The organism is Flavobacterium sp. NLM, assembly GCF_002210235.1.
Lineage (GTDB): Bacteria > Bacteroidota > Bacteroidia > Flavobacteriales > Flavobacteriaceae > Flavobacterium > Flavobacterium panici.
Map to the genome: position 1 here is coordinate 326,955 of NZ_LIAC01000005.1, position 17,720 is coordinate 344,674.

At 32.8% G+C, this 17,720-nt stretch carries 21 protein-coding genes; 16 read left to right on the forward strand and 5 right to left on the reverse strand.

Going from position 1 to position 17,720, the window contains the following annotated elements:
* Window positions 1–156: 156 nt before the first annotated feature.
* The 7 genes from APR43_RS08470 to APR43_RS08500 all read left to right on the forward strand — a co-directional run bounded on the left by APR43_RS08470 (window position 157) and on the right by APR43_RS08500 (window position 6,920).
* Complete coding sequence (locus APR43_RS08470) at window positions 157–1,824, forward strand: alpha-amylase family glycosyl hydrolase (RefSeq protein WP_053470137.1); 1,668 nt, start codon at window positions 157–159, stop codon at window positions 1,822–1,824.
* Between the two features lie 234 nt (window positions 1,825–2,058).
* The gene (locus APR43_RS08475; RefSeq protein WP_053469989.1) at window positions 2,059–2,736 is read left to right on the forward strand and encodes a glycerophosphodiester phosphodiesterase; all 678 of its coding nucleotides are present in this window, start codon (window positions 2,059–2,061) and stop codon (window positions 2,734–2,736) included.
* A gap of 223 nt (window positions 2,737–2,959) precedes the next feature.
* Window positions 2,960–4,168, forward strand: a complete 1,209-nt coding sequence (locus tag APR43_RS08480; RefSeq protein WP_053469988.1) for an NAD(P)/FAD-dependent oxidoreductase — start codon at window positions 2,960–2,962, stop codon at window positions 4,166–4,168.
* A gap of 6 nt (window positions 4,169–4,174) precedes the next feature.
* A complete protein-coding gene (locus tag APR43_RS08485) occupies window positions 4,175–4,822 on the forward strand; it encodes an HAD family hydrolase (RefSeq protein ID WP_053469987.1) in 648 nt (215 codons plus the stop codon).
* Window positions 4,823–4,826: 4 nt separating this feature from the next.
* Window positions 4,827–5,399, forward strand: coding sequence for a Crp/Fnr family transcriptional regulator (locus APR43_RS08490; RefSeq protein WP_053469986.1), 573 nt, complete (start codon window positions 4,827–4,829; stop codon window positions 5,397–5,399).
* A gap of 60 nt (window positions 5,400–5,459) precedes the next feature.
* Window positions 5,460–6,137, forward strand: coding sequence for an MBL fold metallo-hydrolase (locus APR43_RS08495; protein WP_053469985.1), 678 nt, complete (start codon window positions 5,460–5,462; stop codon window positions 6,135–6,137).
* Between the two features lie 72 nt (window positions 6,138–6,209).
* Complete coding sequence (locus APR43_RS08500) at window positions 6,210–6,920, forward strand: hypothetical protein (RefSeq protein WP_053469984.1); 711 nt, start codon at window positions 6,210–6,212, stop codon at window positions 6,918–6,920.
* A gap of 15 nt (window positions 6,921–6,935) precedes the next feature.
* Here the strand turns inward: APR43_RS08500 and APR43_RS08505 are convergent, their stop codons facing one another.
* Window positions 6,936–7,412: a TspO/MBR family protein gene (locus tag APR43_RS08505; protein ID WP_053469983.1), complete on the reverse strand. Its 477-nt coding sequence runs from the start codon at window positions 7,410–7,412 to the stop codon at window positions 6,936–6,938.
* A 150-nt stretch (window positions 7,413–7,562) separates the two neighbouring features.
* Between APR43_RS08505 and APR43_RS08510 the strand changes: the two genes are divergently transcribed.
* The 7 genes from APR43_RS08510 to APR43_RS08540 all read left to right on the forward strand — a co-directional run bounded on the left by APR43_RS08510 (window position 7,563) and on the right by APR43_RS08540 (window position 13,060).
* Window positions 7,563–8,663: a diphosphomevalonate/mevalonate 3,5-bisphosphate decarboxylase family protein gene (locus APR43_RS08510; protein WP_053469982.1), complete on the forward strand. Its 1,101-nt coding sequence runs from the start codon at window positions 7,563–7,565 to the stop codon at window positions 8,661–8,663.
* 30 nt (window positions 8,664–8,693) lie between these two features.
* Window positions 8,694–8,912 carry a hypothetical protein gene (locus APR43_RS08515; protein ID WP_053469981.1) on the forward strand — a complete coding sequence of 73 codons (219 nt, stop codon included), beginning with the start codon at window positions 8,694–8,696 and terminating at the stop codon, window positions 8,910–8,912.
* Window positions 8,912–9,217, forward strand: coding sequence for a type II toxin-antitoxin system RelE/ParE family toxin (locus APR43_RS08520; protein WP_053469980.1), 306 nt, complete (start codon window positions 8,912–8,914; stop codon window positions 9,215–9,217). The genes APR43_RS08515 and APR43_RS08520 overlap by 1 nt, the downstream gene beginning before the upstream one ends.
* Window positions 9,218–9,220: 3 nt before the next feature.
* The gene (locus tag APR43_RS08525; protein WP_053469979.1) at window positions 9,221–10,159 is read left to right on the forward strand and encodes a mevalonate kinase; all 939 of its coding nucleotides are present in this window, start codon (window positions 9,221–9,223) and stop codon (window positions 10,157–10,159) included.
* Between the two features lie 64 nt (window positions 10,160–10,223).
* Entirely contained in the window at window positions 10,224–10,814 is a 591-nt protein-coding gene (locus APR43_RS08530) for a DUF502 domain-containing protein (RefSeq protein WP_053469978.1), read from the forward strand.
* A 61-nt stretch (window positions 10,815–10,875) separates the two neighbouring features.
* Complete coding sequence (locus APR43_RS08535) at window positions 10,876–11,832, forward strand: geranylgeranylglycerol-phosphate geranylgeranyltransferase (RefSeq protein WP_053469977.1); 957 nt, start codon at window positions 10,876–10,878, stop codon at window positions 11,830–11,832.
* Window positions 11,833–12,151: 319 nt separating this feature from the next.
* Entirely contained in the window at window positions 12,152–13,060 is a 909-nt protein-coding gene (locus tag APR43_RS08540; protein ID WP_053469976.1) for a pseudouridine synthase, read from the forward strand.
* 74 nt (window positions 13,061–13,134) lie between these two features.
* Here the strand turns inward: APR43_RS08540 and APR43_RS08545 are convergent, their stop codons facing one another.
* Together APR43_RS08545 and APR43_RS08550 are read right to left on the reverse strand one after the other, a co-directional pair.
* Window positions 13,135–13,737, reverse strand: a complete 603-nt coding sequence (locus tag APR43_RS08545; protein ID WP_053469975.1) for a DUF937 domain-containing protein — start codon at window positions 13,735–13,737, stop codon at window positions 13,135–13,137.
* 283 nt (window positions 13,738–14,020) lie between these two features.
* Window positions 14,021–14,521: a DUF456 domain-containing protein gene (locus tag APR43_RS08550; protein WP_053469974.1), complete on the reverse strand. Its 501-nt coding sequence runs from the start codon at window positions 14,519–14,521 to the stop codon at window positions 14,021–14,023.
* 195 nt (window positions 14,522–14,716) lie between these two features.
* Here APR43_RS08550 and APR43_RS08555 point away from each other — a divergent pair, with 195 nt between their 5' ends.
* Together APR43_RS08555 and APR43_RS08560 are read left to right on the forward strand one after the other, a co-directional pair.
* Window positions 14,717–14,947 (forward strand): hypothetical protein, encoded by a 231-nt coding sequence (locus APR43_RS08555; RefSeq protein ID WP_053469973.1) that lies wholly within the window; start codon window positions 14,717–14,719, stop codon window positions 14,945–14,947.
* Between the two features lie 48 nt (window positions 14,948–14,995).
* On the forward strand, window positions 14,996–15,475 hold the full coding sequence (locus APR43_RS08560; protein WP_053469972.1) for a hypothetical protein: 480 nt from the start codon (window positions 14,996–14,998) through the stop codon (window positions 15,473–15,475).
* A gap of 90 nt (window positions 15,476–15,565) precedes the next feature.
* Here APR43_RS08560 and APR43_RS08565 read toward each other — a convergent pair whose 3' ends face one another.
* A complete protein-coding gene (locus tag APR43_RS08565) occupies window positions 15,566–16,669 on the reverse strand; it encodes a glycosyltransferase family 2 protein (protein WP_053469971.1) in 1,104 nt (367 codons plus the stop codon).
* A complete protein-coding gene (locus tag APR43_RS08570) occupies window positions 16,666–17,610 on the reverse strand; it encodes a lysylphosphatidylglycerol synthase domain-containing protein (protein WP_053469970.1) in 945 nt (314 codons plus the stop codon). The genes APR43_RS08565 and APR43_RS08570 overlap by 4 nt, the downstream gene beginning before the upstream one ends.
* Between the last annotated feature and the right edge of the window lie 110 nt (window positions 17,611–17,720).

A 17,720-nucleotide genomic window follows, 5' to 3' on the forward strand; every position in this document is an offset into this window, starting at 1 on the left:
TCGCCACGAATTTTCCGAATTTTCACTAATTTATTTTGTATATAATAATTCGTGGAAATTTGTGCAATTCGTGGCAAACGAAAAAAAATCCTTTTAAATCCTTTAATCTGTGGCTATTTTTTTTCAACACAATGCATCCTAAAATATTCTAAAATAATGAAAAAATACACTTTCCTTTCTCTATCTTTAGTATACTTAATAATGAGTTGTTCTGGCTCAAAATCAGTTTCAATGAATAAAGAAAATACTTCGAAAATACCTTTCGTTTGGGAAGGGGCAAATGTTTATTTTTTACTTACAGATCGTTTTTACAATGGAGATACTTCGAACGATGTCAACTTCAACCGAACCAAAACTCCCGCAAAATTACGCGGATTTGAAGGCGGTGACATCATCGGAATTACCCAAAAAATCGAATCAGGCTATTTTGAAAAACTAGGAATAAATGCCATTTGGCTTACGCCGATTGTAGAACAAATTCACGACGGTGTTGACGAAGGAACCGGACTTAGTTATGGCTTTCACGGTTATTGGGCAAAAGACTGGACGGCTCTCGATCCAAACTTCGGAACAAAAGAAGATTTAGCAAAACTCGTAAAAAAAGCTCACGAAAAAGGTATCAGAATTATTCTTGATGGCGTAATTAATCATACCGGACCGGTAACTCCAGAAGATCCCGTTTGGCCTTCTGACTGGGTAAGAACAGGTGTTGTCTGCGATTACAAATCATTTGAAAATACAACGATGTGTACTTTGGTAGAAAATCTTCCAGACGTAAAAACAGAAAGTACTCAAAATGTAGAGCTTCCTCCTTTTTTAATCGAAAAATGGAAAAAAGAAGGTCGTTACGAAAAAGAAATTGCTTCATTGGATGAATTCTTCAAAAGAACAGGATATCCAAGAAGTCCAAAATATTATATCATAAAATGGCTTACCGATTATATCACAGAATTCGGAATTGACGGTTATCGTGCCGATACCGTAAAACACACCGAAGAAGGCGTTTGGGCCGATTTTAAAACACAATGCGATTATGCATTCGAAACCTGGAAAAAACATCATCCGCTGGAAGTTTTAGATCAGAATCCTTTTTACACTATTGCGGAGGTTTACGGTTACGGAATAAGCGGCGGACAGGATTATGATTTTGGAGATCGAAAAGTAAATTATTTTCAAAATGGTTTCAATAGCATGATCAATTTTGAATTTAAATGGAATGCTGCTCAAAGCGATTACGAAGGTTTATTTTCGAAATATTCGAATGCTTTGAACAATGATTTAAAAGGATATTCGGTTTTAAACTATATGTCTTCGCATGATGACGGTCAGCCTTTTGATGCCAATCGAATAAAAGGTATTGAAGCCGGAACTAAACTATTGCTTTCTCCCGGAATGTCACAGGTTTATTATGGTGATGAATCGAATCGTTCTTTAGTTGTTGAAGGTACAAATGGCGATGCAACTTTACGTTCGAATATGAATTGGGATGATATTCAGAACAATTCTGAAACGCAGAAAACACTTTTACATTGGCAGAAATTAGGACAGTTTAGAAAAAATCATCCAGCCGTTGGAGCGGGCGTTCACAAACTGATTAATCCGTATCCTTATACATTTTCTAGAATCTATACAAAAGGTGTCTTTACAGACAAAGTAGTTATGGGAGTAGATTTACCAAAAGGCAGAAAAGAGCTTCCTGTTGGCGATATTTTCCCAAACGGAACCAAATTAAAAGATACTTACTCTAATCAAAATGTTGAAGTAATTGACGGTAAAGTAATTGTTGACAGTGAATTTGATATTGTTTTACTGGAACTAATTTAACCGCAAAGTTTTTTTTAGCCAAAGATTATTAAGATTAACACAGATTGGTTTGCCACGAATTTCACGAATTTTCACGAATTAATTTATCATTTTAAATTTGTGCAAATTCGTGAAATTCGTGGCAAAAGAAAAAATCCTTTTTAATCCTCATAATCTGTGGCTAACTTTTTTTATAATCCTGCGACCTTTGCGTAAAACTTTACGACCTTTGCGGTTAGAAAAAAACACTGCAAAATGCTCAAAATTGCACATCGAGGCGCCAAAGCCTACGAACCTGAAAATACTTTACAAGCTTTCCAAAAAGCCTTAGACCTAAATTCAGACGGAATTGAACTCGACGTTCACCTTAGCTCTGACGGACATATAATAGTAATTCACGACGAAACGATAGACAGAACAACTAACGGAAAAGGCTTGGTAAATAATTTTACTTTAGCAGAATTAAAATCGGTTCTGATTGATGGAAAATACCAAATCCCAACTTTAAACGAGGTATTTGATTTGGTTGACAAAAAATGTCTGATCAATATCGAATTAAAAGGTTTAGGAACTCCGAGTAAAGTTGTATCTCTTATAAAAGAATATATCTCAGAAAAAGACTGGAATTACAATCATTTTATAGTTTCAAGTTTCGATTGGAATATGCTGGAGGAAACATCAAAGTTAAATCCAAAAATTGCAATTGGTGTTTTAACAGAAGAAAATCTTGATACCGCTTTGGCTTTCGCCGAAAAGATCAAAGCAAAAGCCATTAATCCTGATTTTCATTTATTAAATCCAGAAAACGTAAGCAAAATACAGGAAAAAGGATTCTTAGTTTTCCCATGGACAGTAAATAGTAAAGAAGATATTCAAAAAGTAAAAAGTTATAAAGTCGATGGAATTATCTCTGATAATCCAGACAAAATATAAAGTATAAATTTTTTAGCCACAGATTATTAAGATTAAAAGGATTTTTTCTTTCGCCACGAATTTCACGAATTTTCACGAATTAATTTATGCTTAAAGTTGTGAATTCCGAGCAAAAAATCTGTGTAAATCATTTTAATCTGTGGCAAATAAAAAAATTAGTGCCAATTCGTGAAATTGCTACGCCAGTTCGCTATCGCTCGGGTCGTGGCAAAAAGATAAAAATATGATCAAAAATTTCGACATAATCATCGTTGGCGGAGGCGCTGCAGGTTTTTTCACCGCTATTAATATTGTAGAGAAAAATCCGAAACTAAAAATCGCCATTTTAGAAAGAGGAAAAGAAGTCCTTTCTAAAGTCCGCGTTTCCGGTGGCGGACGCTGTAACGTTACACACGCTTGTTTTGAACCCAACGAATTGGTTAAATTTTATCCACGAGGCGAAAAAGAACTTCGTGGTCCGTTTCATCAGTTTTGTTCGGGAGATACAATTGAATGGTTCGAAAAACATGGCGTGGAATTAAAAATTGAAGAAGACGGAAGAATGTTTCCTGTTTCGAATTCATCCCAAACTATAATTGACTGTTTTTTAAAAACAACCGAAAAATTAGGCATAAAAGTACTTACAGGGCAAAGCGTACAATCGATTTTTAAAAAAGAAAATCACTGGAAAATTGATACCCAAAGTGACAATTTCGCTGCCGAAAAATTAGTAATGGCAACCGGAAGCAATCCAAAAATCTGGGAAATGCTTCAACAACACGGACACGCAATTGTAAGCCCCGTTCCTTCCCTGTTTACCTTCAACATCAAAGATTCCAGAATTAAAGAATTACCCGGCATTGCAGCACAAGTTACCGTAATCGTAAAAGACACCAAACTAGAATCGACAGGACCTTTGTTAATTACACATTGGGGAATGAGCGGTCCGGCCATATTGAAACTTTCGGCTTGGGGCGCGCGTATTTTACACGATAAAAATTATCAGTTTACCATTTTTGTCAATTGGTTAAATGATGTTGATTATGAAGATGCCGAAAAAATTCTAAAAGACCTAAAACAAGAACACGCAAAAAAAGCCGTTTCTAAAAAATCTCCTTTCGACTTTCCGAACCGTTTATGGGAAAGTTTGGTTTTTGCTTCAGGAATTGAAACTGAAACCAAATGGGCAGATTTATCTAAAAATCAATTGAAGAATTTAGCTTCTCAACTCACAAAAGCAGAATTTAAAGTCAACGGAAAAAGTACTTTTAAAGAAGAATTTGTTACAGCAGGAGGAATCGATTTAAAAGAAATCAACTTTAAAACCATGGAAAGTAAAATTCATGAAAACCTATATTTTGCCGGCGAAATTGTAAATATCGACGCTATTACAGGAGGTTTTAATTTTCAAAATGCCTGGACAAGTGGATTTATTTTAGCGAATAATATATAACATAGAATGAAATTTAAAGGAATTATTTTTGATTTAGACGGAACGTTAGTAAACTCATTAGAAGACATTTCAGATGCGATGAATATTGTTCTTAAAGGTCTAAATTACCCAACTCATACTTATGATACGTATCAATATTTTATCGGCAGCGGTTTGCGAAATTTGGTCAGCAAAGCTCTTCCTATAACAAACAATTCAGACGATCAAATTGAAATATGTTTTGAATGCATGGTAAATGAATACCGAAAAATCTGCACGCTAAAAACAAAACCATACGAAGGAATTCTGGAGTTATTAGATAATTTGACTTCACAGAATATCAAACTGGCTGTTTTCTCCAACAAAGCCGATGAACTGACTAAAAAAATAGCATCAGAAATTTTTCCTGATTATTTTGATACTGCAGTTGGCTTAAGCACCGAAACACTTAAAAAGCCAAACCCGTTTGAAGCTGTAGAAATAAGCAAAAACTGGAATTTAAAACCAGAAGAAATTCTTTTTGTAGGTGATTCTGATATTGACATGCAGACAGCAATAAATGCAAATATGTTTCCGGTTGGTGTAACTTGGGGCTACAGAACCGAAGAAGAATTGAAAACCAGCGGTGCAAAACTGGTTATTAACAATGCTTCGGAATTAATCGAGATTTTATAAAAACATGAATCCTTCATTACAAAAACAAATACAATCAATCGCTTCGTTTTCTGAAAATGAAATCGAAAAGATCGATTCTTGTTTTGAATATGAAAAATTTAATGCCAAAGAATTTCTTTCCGAAATGGGAAAAATCAGCAATAAAATCTTTTTCATTGTTAAAGGTTTGGCACGTGTTTATTATTTAAAAGACGGAAAAGAAATCACCACTTATTTAAGCTCTGATGAAGGTTTTATTGCTTCTTATTCCAGTTTTATAAATCAATCGGTTTCTTTTGAAAATATTCAGTGTATAGAAGACTGCGAAATCCTTTCTATTAGTTTTGAAAAGATGCAGTATTTATATTCGGAAATTCCAAATTGGGAGCGTGTTGGAAGAATTCTTGCTGAACAAAATTACCTTTGCATGGCAGATCGTGTTTTGAAACTGCAGATGATTCCGGCAAAAGAAAAATACCTCACTTTTCTGGAATCGGCTCCAGCCAAAATAATTCAGCGAACACCTTTAATTTATATTGCTTCATTTCTTGGAATAACGCCTGAATCTTTAAGCCGAATTCGTCAAAGCATTTCTTAACATTTATCAAGTGAATTTAGTAACTGAATTCAAATCTTTGTCAATATAAAATTCAAGAAAATGAAATCTATTGCCAAAGACGTTTATCAAATTCCTTTGTTTCCAAGAAACGCTATTAATTGTTATGTAATTGAAGATGTTTTAATCGATGCCGGAATTCGCAGTTCAAGTAGAACAATTCTAAAAGCTTTAAAGAACAAATCAATAACAAAACACGCACTGACCCACGCGCACGCCGATCATCAGGGAAGCAGCAAAATAATCTGTGAAACTTTGAATATTCCACTTTTGTGCAGTGAACCTGAAAAAACAGCTGCGGAAAACGGCAATGTGATTTTCGAATATCCAAATCCTAATCATATTATTTCGAGATTTCAAAAACGATTTTGGGCAGGAAAAGGACATCCTGTTTCTGGAACATTAAAAGAAGGCGATCAAATTGGCGGATTTATTGTTATTGAAACTCCAGGTCATTCCAGCGGACATTTGTCTTTTTTTAGGGAAAAAGACGGCGTTTTAATTGTTGGTGATGTTATAACCAATATGAATTTATTGACTACAAAAATTGGGCTTAATGAACCACCAGTTTTATTTACAACAGATCAAGAAACTAATAGAAAATCAATTTTAAAACTGGCTTCATTAAAACCAAAAATACTTTGTTTTGGACATGGTCCCGTTTTATTTAATAACGGCGAATTTGAAGTTTTCACTAAAAAGATCGAACGATATTATTAACAAGAATTTACAGATTTCACAAGTTTTCATTAAGACAATTCTAATAATTTTACTTTCACTAAATACCACTAGATGAAAGTAAAATTACTTACCACGATTTCTTTTTTCACTTACCAGCTCTCAATTTCTCAAACAGAAAAATTACTTCACGGAAAAGTTCTTGCTAATAAAACTCCTCTTAATAAAGTTGAAGTTATAAATAAAACAGCTAAAACCAGTACAAGAACAAATGAGCTGGGAGAATTTTCTATTCTGGCAAAGGAACAAGACAGTTTACTCTTTTTCTTTAAAGATTATTTCTTTACACGATTGAAACTTACATCGGAAAATTTAAAGAATAATAATCTTGTAGTAAATATGATTATTAAAGCCGAAGAGCTTGATGAAGTTGTAGTTACATCAATAAAATTCCAAAAAGTAGAGTTTGATACCGATAAAGTAAATGAGATAAACAATAACAAAACTGCAAACGATCTTACTCGTTACACTGGAGTAAATGATGGCAGAATAAGATATGCTGCAAAAATGAATATACCTTTAAGAGGTTCATATTCAAAAGAAAAACATGAAGTGGACGATCGTTTTAAAAAACATGCCACTGCATATTGTCCTCCAGATTTCTTTACTAAAAATTTAAAAATTAATGCTGATCAAAAAGAACTTTTTCTTGAGTTTTGTGATGCCGATCCAAAATCGAAAACCCTTTTAGAACATCCTAATGTTTTGGCTACAATGGATTTTTTGTATGCCAAAAATGAAGAATTTAAGAAATTGAAACCTTGAACCTAAAACAAAATTTTACTTATTCAACCACCAAATACTAGCATTCAAAATCGTCGCAAATGCAACCCACGCTAAATACGGAATTAACAAATAACCTGAGATTTTATTGATTTTGGTGAATTTTAAATACGTTTCATAAATCATCAGCCATAAAAGAACAATTTCAATTAAAGCCAAAAGCGGATTTTTTAATCCGAAGAATAAATAAGACCAAATCGCATTGAGCGTTAATTGAATCAAAAAGAACAGAAGTGCCGTTTTCACTTTTTCGGTTTGCTCTTTTATTTTATCCCAAACAAGTGCCGCGGCAATCGCCATAAAAATATAAAGTGTAGTCCAAACTGGCATAAAAATCCAATTTGGCGGATTAAAAACTGGTTTCGCAATTGTTGGATACCAGCTTTCTACACTCGGTCTTGTTACTACACTTGCAGAATATCCTACTGCTAAACAAATAATTAAAGCTATAATAATTTTTACGGTCTTATTCATTTTATCAAATTTTGTATCCAAAAATAATCAAAAGATATTTGGAAACCATATAAGTTATATAAGTTCATTTAGCAAAGCTTGCTTATAATTTCTTATATAACTTATATGGTGAAATATTTTAAAAACTATCTTTGCCAAAATTTATATTTCATGTTTACAGCAGCTGATTTTATTCCAAATCTATATACTTCAACAATCGAAAACGGAAACTTTGAATGGAGCGCTCCCAGCAATATTGCGTTAGTTAAATATTGGGGAAAAAAAGACAATCAAATTCCAGCTAATCCTTCGGTGAGTTTTACTTTAAATAATTGTAAAACGATTACGAAATTAGGGTTTGAAAAACGAGATACTTCGACTTCGCTCAGCGTGACAGATGGTTTTTCTTTTGATTTACTTTTTGAAGGAAAACCAAAAGAAGATTTCAAGCCTAAAATTAAGAAGTTTTTAGAACGAGTTGAAGTTTATCTGCCCTTTTTAAAAGACTATCATTTTACAATTGATACACAAAATACATTTCCGCATAGTTCAGGAATTGCGTCTTCGGCTTCGGGAATGGCTGCTTTGGCAATGAATTTTATGAGTTTGGAGAAATTGCTGAATCCGGAAATGACAGATGAATACTTTTATCAAAAAGCTTCGTTTTTAGCTCGTTTAGGTTCAGGAAGCGCCTGTCGAAGTGTAAAAGGAAATGTTGTTGTTTGGGGAAATCAGGCAAATATTGAAGAAAGCACTGATTTATTTGGTGTTGAATTTCCGTACACGATTCATGAGAATTTTAAGAATTATCAAGATACTATTTTATTAGTTGATAAAGGTGAAAAACAAGTTTCAAGTACCGTGGGACACGATTTAATGCACAATCATCCTTATGCTGAAAGACGTTTTGCTCAGGCACACGAAAATCTGGATAAATTAATTACCATTTTTGAAAACGGAAATTTAGACGAATTTATTAAAGTTGTAGAAAGTGAAGCATTGACTTTACACGCCATGATGATGACATCGATGCCGTATTTTATTTTAATGAAACCAAACACACTGGAAATCATAAATGCCATCTGGAAATTTAGACAAGAAACCCAGATTCCGGTTTGTTTTACGCTTGATGCCGGTGCAAATGTGCATGTTCTTTATCCCGAAAACGTTAGCGAAAAAGTATTACAATTTATTCAGGACAAATTAGTTGTGTTTTGTCAGAATCGTCAGTATATTTGCGACAAAATTGGGAGCGGATCAATTGCATTATAATTTTCCGTATCTTTAGTTAAATTTTTTGATATGGACATTCAATTAGAAAAGCTTAAAGTGATAAAAATACTGGAAGAAACAAATGATCCATTAATCATTAAAGCGGTTGGAAAAATGCTGACGGAAATGAAAAAAGATTGGTGGGATGATTTAAGCAAGGAGCAAAAAGAAGATGTTGCTCAAAGTGAATTAGAATTTGAAAGAGGAGAATTTACAAGCTTTGAAGATGTGATGAAAAAGTACAAATAGTGGATATTAAAGTACATTTTTCAAAAACAGCTGAAAAGAATTTAGATGCTGTTTTAAATTTTATTGAAGCCAGATGGTCGAAAAAATCGAAAGAAATATATTTAGTGAAATTTGAAAAAGCAATTTCAATAATTAGTATGAATCCTGAAGTTTTTCCTAAATCATCAATAAATAAAAAATATCGAAAATGTGTTATAACAAAGCAATCAAGTCTCTTGTATAGTTTTGGTTCAAATGAAGTTAGAATTCATACTGTTTTCGACACCAGACAAGACCCAAATAAAATAAAAAAAGATATAAAATAAATCATGAAAGGACCTTTATTTTACTCAAAAATATTACTCTTTGGAGAATACGGAATTATCCGCGACTCTAAAGGACTTTCTATTCCTTATAATTTTTACAATGGTGCGTTGAAGAAGTCTGAAGAACCTTCGGCAGAAGCAATTGCATCAAATAAAAGTTTACAAAGTTTTGCAGCTTATCTTGAAGTTTTACAGACACAGCAACCAGAATTGGTTACTTTCGATTTAGCAGCTCTTAAAAATGATGTCGAAACCGGAATGTATTTTGATTCAAGTATTCCGCAAGGATACGGCGTTGGAAGCAGCGGTGCACTTGTAGCGGCTATTTATGATAAATATGCTACAAACAAAATCACGGTTTTAGAGAATTTAACTCGTGAAAAACTATTACAGTTAAAAAATATATTTTCTCAAATGGAGAGTTTTTTCCACGGAAAAAGTTCTGGTTTAGATCCGTTAAACAGCTATTTGAGTATCCCGATTTTAATTAATTCTAAAGATAATATTGAAGCAACCGGAATTCCGACTCAAAGTTTTGACGGAAAAGGTGCTGTATTTTTATTAGACTCTGGAATTGTTGGAGAAACAGCTCCAATGGTTAATATTTTTATGGAAAACCTAAAAGATAAAGGTTTCCGTACTATGCTTAAAAACCAATTCGTAAAATACACTGACGCTTGTGTAGAAAACTTTTTACATGGCGACATGAAGTCTCTGTTTACCAATACTAAAAAGCTTTCAAAAGTTGTTTTAAACAATTTCAAACCAATGATTCCGGAACAATTTCACGGAATCTGGCAGAATGGAATTGACACAAACGATTATTACTTAAAACTTTGCGGTTCTGGAGGCGGCGGCTATATTCTTGGCTTCACTGAAGATCTTGAACGCGCAAAAGCCTCATTAAAAGATTATAAGCTAGAAGTAGTTTATCAGTTTTAACTCTTAAAAGCCGAAATTATTTGAGTCGATTTTCATAAGTATTCATCCTAAAAAGTTATTTATTATGAAAAGCATTTTAAAAATAATTAAAGCAACTTTTTTAGGAGGAATTCTGTTTTTAGCACCTTTAGTTGTACTGCTCATTATTCTTGAAAAAGGATATGGCATCATTCAAAAAGTCACACTTCCGCTTGTAAATTTTCTGCCAAGAGTACACGTTTTAGGAATTGCACTTCAGGAACTTGTTGGAACCATAATCTTAATTCTTATTTGTTTTTCAGCGGGTTTACTGGCCAGAACTGCCGGTGCCAAAAACCTGATTCATAAATTAGAAAATGGCGTTTTAAGTTTTGTTCCCGGATATTCATTTATGAAAAGCATGAATGAAAATATTATGGGACTTGAATCGAAACAGGATTTAAAAGTTGTTTTAGTTCCTACAGATGCCGGCTGGCAATTTGCCTTTTTGATAGAACAAATAAATGAAAACAACTTTACTGTTTTTATTCCGGATGCACCAAATCCTTGGAGCGGTTCTGTTTGTTTTGTAGAAAAGAAAGACATTAAAGAAATTGATATGACACAAAAAGAAGCCTTGGCCTGCATTCGAAAACTAGGTTTTGGCTCTAAAGAATTGTTAAAAAACAAACTCTAAATTTCGGGTTTCAAAAATATCCTTTAACTTCCCTTAATCTAATCCAACACCACAATAATTTATGTTAAGCAGACAGCACAAACTTTTAGTAATGAAAATTGTTAGTTTGTTTTCTGTGGTACGCGGCTACAATATTCCCATTATTGTTTTAGCGCAATATTTATCAGCGATTTTTATTTTGGCTCCAGAAAAAAGAGCGTTGGATATACTGCTGGATTTTTATTTATTTTTAATTGTATTTGCTTCGGCAGTTACGATTGCTTCGGGTTATATTATCAATAATTTTTACGACAGTCAAAAAGATTTAATCAATCGACCTAACAAATCTATGCTGGATCGATTGGTGAGTCAGAAAACAAAACTGACGGTTTATTTCAGCCTGAATTTTCTGGCGGTTTTAATGGCTTCAATTGTTTCCTGGCGCGCTTTTTTATTCTTTTCGGCTTATATTTTCCTGATTTGGTTTTACTCTCATAAAATAAAGAAATATCCAATAGTTGGGAATTTGACTGCTGCATTTATGGCTGTAATTCCATTTTTTGCGATTTTATTGTATTTCTATAATTCTATTTCTTTTGAAGAAATTGAGAATCACAGAAGTCATTTTGCAGTAATTTCGGCACACGCCATGTTTTTGTTTTTATTGCTTTTGATTCGGGAAATGATAAAGGATTTAGAGAACTTGAAAGGGGATTTGGCCAATGATTATCACACTATTCCAATTACGTATAACGAAAAGGTTTCAAAACAAATTATTACGGTTTTGACATTTTTAACGGTAATTCCGGTTTATATCTTGGTGAATATTTATGATGTTGGTTATATGGATATTTACTTTTATGTATGCTTTCTAGTTTTACTTTTTTTTCTGCTTTATTTATGGAGATCGAATTCTAAAGAGCAATTTTTATTACTGCATAACGTATTGAAATTTTTGATTGTTTCGGGAGTTTTCTGCATTGTTTTGATTAATCCGAGCGTTTTGTGGCACGGACGTCAATTGATTTCTACATTTTAGATTGGCCCGCTGATTTTACGGGTTGAACGGGTTTTCGCTGGTTATTTTATTTCTTGCCGATTTTTCTTTGTGTTGCTTTGCGCAATAACCAAATATTTAAAAGAAGCCTATTGTTTGAATTCTAGCCCCGATTGAAGTGGAAATCCTTTTATGGCGGGGTTCGCCATAAAAGATTGAAACGGAAAGCGGGAACTAATGTCTAAAAAAAGCCAATTGTGATGCTTCAAATCATCTTAAAATTGAATGCTATCAATCTAAGAACATTGAACTTAAGATTTATTAGCAGGAAAAAACTATCTTTGCACAAATTACAGAATTTATGAACAATAAGGAAGGCAATAATAAAAGAGGCGGATCGAGACCAAATAGCTCAAGATCAAACTCAAGCAAGCCAAAACCTCCTATGGCTAAGCGCGCGCAAGGGCCTAAAAAAGTGAAACCTGAAGTTAAGGCAGCGCAGGAAGCAGCAGCTGAAAAAATTAGAAAACAAAATCAGCCGGCTAAGAGACAAAAGGCTTCTGACGAAATTCGTTTGAACAAATATATCTCAAATTCTGGGGTTTGTTCTCGTCGTGATGCTGATATATATATTCAGTCTGGAAACGTGAAAGTAAATGGTGTTCCGGTTACTGAAATGGGGTATTTAGTAAAATTAAATGATGTTGTAAATTTTGACGGCGTTGTTTTAACTCCTGAAAAGAAAGAATATATCTTACTAAACAAGCCTAAAAACTTTACAACTGCTCTTGATGAAGGTCAGGAATATCGTAACGTTCTGGAACTAGTACGTGGTTCTACCAATGCAAAAATTGCTGCAGTGGGAAGAATGGACAAAAATACAACTGGATTGTTATTGTTTACTAACGATACTGACATGATTCGTAAGTTTACTTTACCGAATCAGAAATCTTCTAAAATTTATCAGGTTTCTTTAGATAAAAACTTGAAATTTGAGGATTTAGAAAAAATCAGTAAAGGCTTAGTTCTTGACGGACATCGTGTGTTTGTTGAAGAGGTTAGCTATATTGAAAAAGAGGCAAAAAGTGAAGTTGGCCTTAAACTAAAATCATCTAATGTAAAAGTGGTTCGTGCTATTTTCGAACACTTTGATTATGATGTTTTGCGTATTGACCGCGTTGCTTTTGCTGGCTTAACTAAGAAGAATCTTCCTAGAGGAAACTGGCGCTTTTTGACAGATCAAGAAGTTATTAATTTGAAAAATTCGTAAGAAACTAAACTTTCAAATTAAACATCAAATACATTTGAATCCTGTTTTACTTTGTAAAATGGGATTTTTTTTATTCAGAAACTAAAAAAGTTATGTCCGAAAAGTGTAAAGATTGATCTTCCGATGTTTTGATTTTTGTCTTCAACAGATTCGTAACATGAAAATCCTAAGATGATTTTGATTCCTGGCTGAATGCTGTTTAAAATGTCTCTTTTTTGTTCTTCTAACAGTAATTTTAAACTGTCAAGTAATTGGATATTATTTTTAAGATAAGAGACTACTAGTAGTGCAGAGAAGTTAAGTATTTCGCGGGCCGTTTCGCTTTTGATGCCGACTTCGTTTGAAATCATTTCAGAAATTCTGCCTTTTTTGTTGGCGAAGATTTCTTTTAGCAGTGAATTTCCTTCTAAACGATAACAGTCGTCAACTGATAAAATTCTTCCTGAGGTAAAATCGACTTCCTGGTAAAATCCGGAATTATCTTCAATTAGTGAGACAACTTCTTTATAAAATCCTGATTCTTCAGCCTTATTGTAGAGACCCATTAAAACTGTACCAATCGAAACATCAATTCCCTTTATCAGGAGTGCATCATTTTCAAAATAAAATTTATTTAGTTTTGAAACAACGTTAGAAGAAATAAAACGTCTAAGCTCAATTTGTAGGTTTGGGGTCATACTCATAACTTATTAGATAATAATTTATACTCATTCAAAATAATCGATAAAGTGGGGCTTTTTATCGTTTATCAGGATAAAAATATAAAATATTTTAACATATCCAAAAAATAAGTGAAGAATTTACACGTTAGATTGTTAGGCCTTTAACAGAAAAAACGCTGTATACCAGTAAATATAACCCTTTCGTAATCAAAACAAACTGAAATATCTTCTTAAAAAAATTCCAATTTTTCTTAAAAAAAACGAAAAATAAGAAAAAAGCTAATTATTTGTTACATAATTAAAACAATATGTTTCGATATTCCCATGTGGTGTGTAAAAAAATTCCGAAGTATATGATACAGAATAAAAAGTTTATAAAACTCGACGCAAGGAAACCCAAAAGTGATCCTGTGGCGGCTTTAAAGGCACGTTTATGATTTGTTGAATCGTAAATTAATTCGCCAACTAATGCTCCTACAAATGGCCCAATTATAACTCCAAAAGGTATTGGAGCCAGGATTCCAACAATTAATCCAATGTTTGTTCCCCACACGCCGTAAGAACTTCCCCCAAATTTTTTGGTGCCTTTTGCCGGAATTATATAATCTAAAACGGTTATGATTATAGTGAGTACAAGTGTGATTCCTAAAAGCCAGTAATTATTTTCGACTGCTTTTGTTAAATTCAACAGCAGTAAGCCTACCCAGCAGCTTGTAAGACCAGGCAAAACAGGTAAAAAACTGCCTAAAATACCCACAATCATACATATAAAACCTAACGTAAATAATAGTAAATCCATATATTTTTGTAATTTTGCCCTTACAAACTTTTATAAAAATTAAAAATGCGCCTTTATTTGCAATTTATCCTTTTGTTGTCATTGATTTTTTCAATCAATACTACATGTGCGCAAACTAAAAAACTTTCCATCGACGATCAATTACTACAGGACAGTATTTATAAAAGCAACAAGAAGAAGATACTAAACTTTTCTATGAAAGAATTTGATACTCTTTTCTTTGAATTTTTTACTCGTAAAAATGATCCCGATGTTCTTTTAACAAAAACCGAATTTTACAATTATACGGTTCAAATTGCGACCTTTTCTGACCGCCTTGCAAAATTATATCCCGATCAAAAGGAAGTTGCTGCACAAAATAAAGAACATTGGCTTTCAGAAAGGTATGAAGATTATTTAGAATACAAAGAATCTCAAAAAAAATAATTGTATTTTTATACTTCAGTTTAATTTATCCAATTCAACATCAAAGCCTTGAAGCAGTTTTCATTTTTTATTTTTTTACTATTTTTTAATTCTTGTCAATATTTTGAGAAGAAGGTTCCTTCTGAAAAAGAATTACTTCAAAAGGAATTAAAATCTATAAACTGGAAAGAGGTCGACGAATATCCTACTGTTGCTGAATGCGAGACAATTAATGATAAAAAACTGCGTCAAAAGTGCTTTTTTGATGTAATGTCTCAGCTTATTCAGGAAAAACTAAACGTTGACAGTTTATCTATTTTATATCCTGATCTTGATACTATACAGGTAAAAGTGACTGTTTTTCCTAATTCAAAAATGAAATTCGAGCCTGAATTTCAAAAAGATTCTGTTGCTTATGACACTATTAGAATTGACAGCATTCTGCATGCGCGTTTAGTTGATTTTCCTAAAGTAAATCCGGCTATAAAACGCGGTCTTCCTGTAAAAACACAATTTACTTTACCTGTAATTATTAAAGCTAAAGAATAGTTTTTTTTCACCATATAAGTGATTTAAGGTCATTTAAACTTGATGTGAAGTTTTACTTAAATCTCTTATATAACTTATATGGTTTTTAACCTATTTTACAAAGCGTCGGTCTTTCCATTCGTACGAACCAAATAAACTATACAAAGCTACTGTTGAGCTGAAAAAAGGATACAATAAACTACTTAATAAAAGGCTTTTAATTCTGGTTTTGGTCAAAAACTGATTGGTTTTATAGAGCAGAATAAAGTCCGTTGTGAACTTTAAAAAAGCAAATAAAACGAAGAATGGATAATGCCAAATTCTTAAAAGAAATAAGAAAAATGCGATTACAAAACTTAGATTTCCGAAGAAAACAATTATTCCTAAAAACTTTCCAAACGTACTTTTATAAGAACTTGTTTTTGCTGCCCAGCGAACTCTTTGGTAAAATAAAGATTTCCAGTTTTCGGTTGGTTTTGTAATTACGATTGCTTCTTGGGCTTTTAAATAATGAACTTCATTTGGGAATTTTTCGATTGCTTTTTGTAGCAAAAAAACATCATCTCCGCTGGCAATTTTATCATTTCCATCAAAACCATTTAAGTTTTCAAATAATGATTTTGTGTAGGCAAAATTTGCTCCGTTGCACATAAAACCTTTGCCCAAACCAAAACTGCCAATTGTTGCGCCTTGCAGACTTGTTAAATCTAACTGCTGAAAATGATGCAGAAATGAATTTTCACATTCATACGAAACCGCACCGGCAAGCATTGAAACTTTATTTTCCTGAATATAATTATCGAAAGTCAAAAGCCAGTTTTTAGGAACAATACAATCGGCATCTGTTGTAATTACCCAATTGGTTTTTACGTGCTGCATTGCAGTTGTAATGGCATCTTTTTTAGGAGAATTTGAATTCCTAATATTATCAACTATCGAAATTTGGAATTTGGAATTTAAAATTTGGAATTTCTCATTTGAAGAATCATCAACTAAAATTACTTCAAATAAATCTGTTGGATAATTTAAGTTTGAAAAGCTATTTAAAAGAATGGGAAGATTTTCGGCTTCGTTTCGAAATGGAACTATAATTGTAAAACTCGTCATTGGAGTTAAACCTTTATTTTGATAGTTTTTCACTTTAAAAAAGCCCTGAATAAGTGAACCGATACTTATTATATAAATGGTCAATATTTCGAATAAACCGAAAATCATGCTGCGTTTTTGGTTTTAAAATTCAGCACAAAATAACTTCCCAAAACTACTGGTAAAACGACGTTTAAAAACCACATTAAGGTGCTTATAAAAACTACGATCCATTCGTTTACGCCCAGAATTCCGAAGAAATAAATAGCAACGCTTCCTTTTACCGCAAAATCTAAAAATTGAAAGGTTGGTAAAGAGGAAGCTAAAAAATAGACTGATGTAACTGCTGCCATTAAAGTTAGATAAGGCAAATCAACATCAAAAGCCAGAAATAAAAAGTAATATTGATGTGAGAAAACTAAATATCGTAAAACTCCTAAAAGAATATTTTTTTGGTGAACAGATTTCGGAATTTCATTGATTTTATGAATCAGTTTTTCAATGGAATAGCCTTTAATTTTGATTTTTTTCAGAGAAAACAAAACAATCAAAATCACAATAAATCCTCCAAACAAAATAGCAACCGTTTTTGATGTAATAACATTGTATTGTGCATTGAAATACATCAATCCAAATATTCCGAAAATAACCGTCAAAATCATCTGGATTCCGTTGCAGATTAAGTTTAGGAAAACTACTTTTTTTACTTCACTTTTTGGGTAATACAATGCTTTTCCGGCGTACTCTCCTACTCCGTTTGGCGTGAAAATTCCAGCAGTTAAGGCAGCTAAAACCTGCTTTGTGGCTTCATAACCCGAAATCTCATGGATTACTTTGGCAAGATTCTGCCATTTCAAAATCTCAAAATAACGATTCAAAACACTCAAAAGCAATATAAACGAAATCCCTAAAACCGATTGATTTTTTTGAAACAAAACAATGAACTTCTGCCAGTCGAGTTTGTCGTTATTTGCCAGCTGATCGTAAATAAAATAAAATGCACCGCCTACAATCAAAAGTTTGACCAGAAGAACTAGGAATTGCTTAGCTTTGTGAGGAATTGAAATCATGCCGCAAAAGTAAGCAAAAGTATTGCGAAAATGCTATTTCACAAAGATTCACAAAGAATTCACAAAGACACACATAGATATAAAAACTTTGTGAATCTCTGCGGTAACTT

Bases quoted from the DNA above. Each gene is read 5' to 3' on its own strand.
- APR43_RS08480 (WP_053469988.1), top strand. From the start codon at position 2,960: ATGATCAAAAATTTCGACATAATCATCGTTGGCGGAGGCGCTGCAGGT.
- APR43_RS08495 (WP_053469985.1), top strand. From the start codon at position 5,460: ATGAAATCTATTGCCAAAGACGTTTATCAAATTCCTTTGTTTCCAAGA.
- APR43_RS08535 (WP_053469977.1), top strand. From the start codon at position 10,876: ATGTTAAGCAGACAGCACAAACTTTTAGTAATGAAAATTGTTAGTTTG.
- APR43_RS08570 (WP_053469970.1), bottom strand. From the start codon at position 17,610: ATGATTTCAATTCCTCACAAAGCTAAGCAATTCCTAGTTCTTCTGGTC.
- APR43_RS08525 (WP_053469979.1), top strand. From the start codon at position 9,221: ATGAAAGGACCTTTATTTTACTCAAAAATATTACTCTTTGGAGAATAC.
- APR43_RS08530 (WP_053469978.1), top strand. From the start codon at position 10,224: ATGAAAAGCATTTTAAAAATAATTAAAGCAACTTTTTTAGGAGGAATT.
- APR43_RS08490 (WP_053469986.1), top strand. From the start codon at position 4,827: ATGAATCCTTCATTACAAAAACAAATACAATCAATCGCTTCGTTTTCT.
- APR43_RS08505 (WP_053469983.1), bottom strand. From the start codon at position 7,412: ATGAATAAGACCGTAAAAATTATTATAGCTTTAATTATTTGTTTAGCA.
- APR43_RS08500 (WP_053469984.1), top strand. From the start codon at position 6,210: ATGAAAGTAAAATTACTTACCACGATTTCTTTTTTCACTTACCAGCTC.
- APR43_RS08515 (WP_053469981.1), top strand. From the start codon at position 8,694: ATGGACATTCAATTAGAAAAGCTTAAAGTGATAAAAATACTGGAAGAA.
- APR43_RS08565 (WP_053469971.1), bottom strand. From the start codon at position 16,669: ATGATTTTCGGTTTATTCGAAATATTGACCATTTATATAATAAGTATC.
- APR43_RS08510 (WP_053469982.1), top strand. From the start codon at position 7,563: ATGTTTACAGCAGCTGATTTTATTCCAAATCTATATACTTCAACAATC.
- APR43_RS08550 (WP_053469974.1), bottom strand. From the start codon at position 14,521: ATGGATTTACTATTATTTACGTTAGGTTTTATATGTATGATTGTGGGT.
- APR43_RS08540 (WP_053469976.1), top strand. From the start codon at position 12,152: ATGAACAATAAGGAAGGCAATAATAAAAGAGGCGGATCGAGACCAAAT.
- APR43_RS08475 (WP_053469989.1), top strand. From the start codon at position 2,059: ATGCTCAAAATTGCACATCGAGGCGCCAAAGCCTACGAACCTGAAAAT.
- APR43_RS08485 (WP_053469987.1), top strand. From the start codon at position 4,175: ATGAAATTTAAAGGAATTATTTTTGATTTAGACGGAACGTTAGTAAAC.
- APR43_RS08555 (WP_053469973.1), top strand. From the start codon at position 14,717: ATGAAAGAATTTGATACTCTTTTCTTTGAATTTTTTACTCGTAAAAAT.
- APR43_RS08545 (WP_053469975.1), bottom strand. From the start codon at position 13,737: ATGACCCCAAACCTACAAATTGAGCTTAGACGTTTTATTTCTTCTAAC.
- APR43_RS08470 (WP_053470137.1), top strand. From the start codon at position 157: ATGAAAAAATACACTTTCCTTTCTCTATCTTTAGTATACTTAATAATG.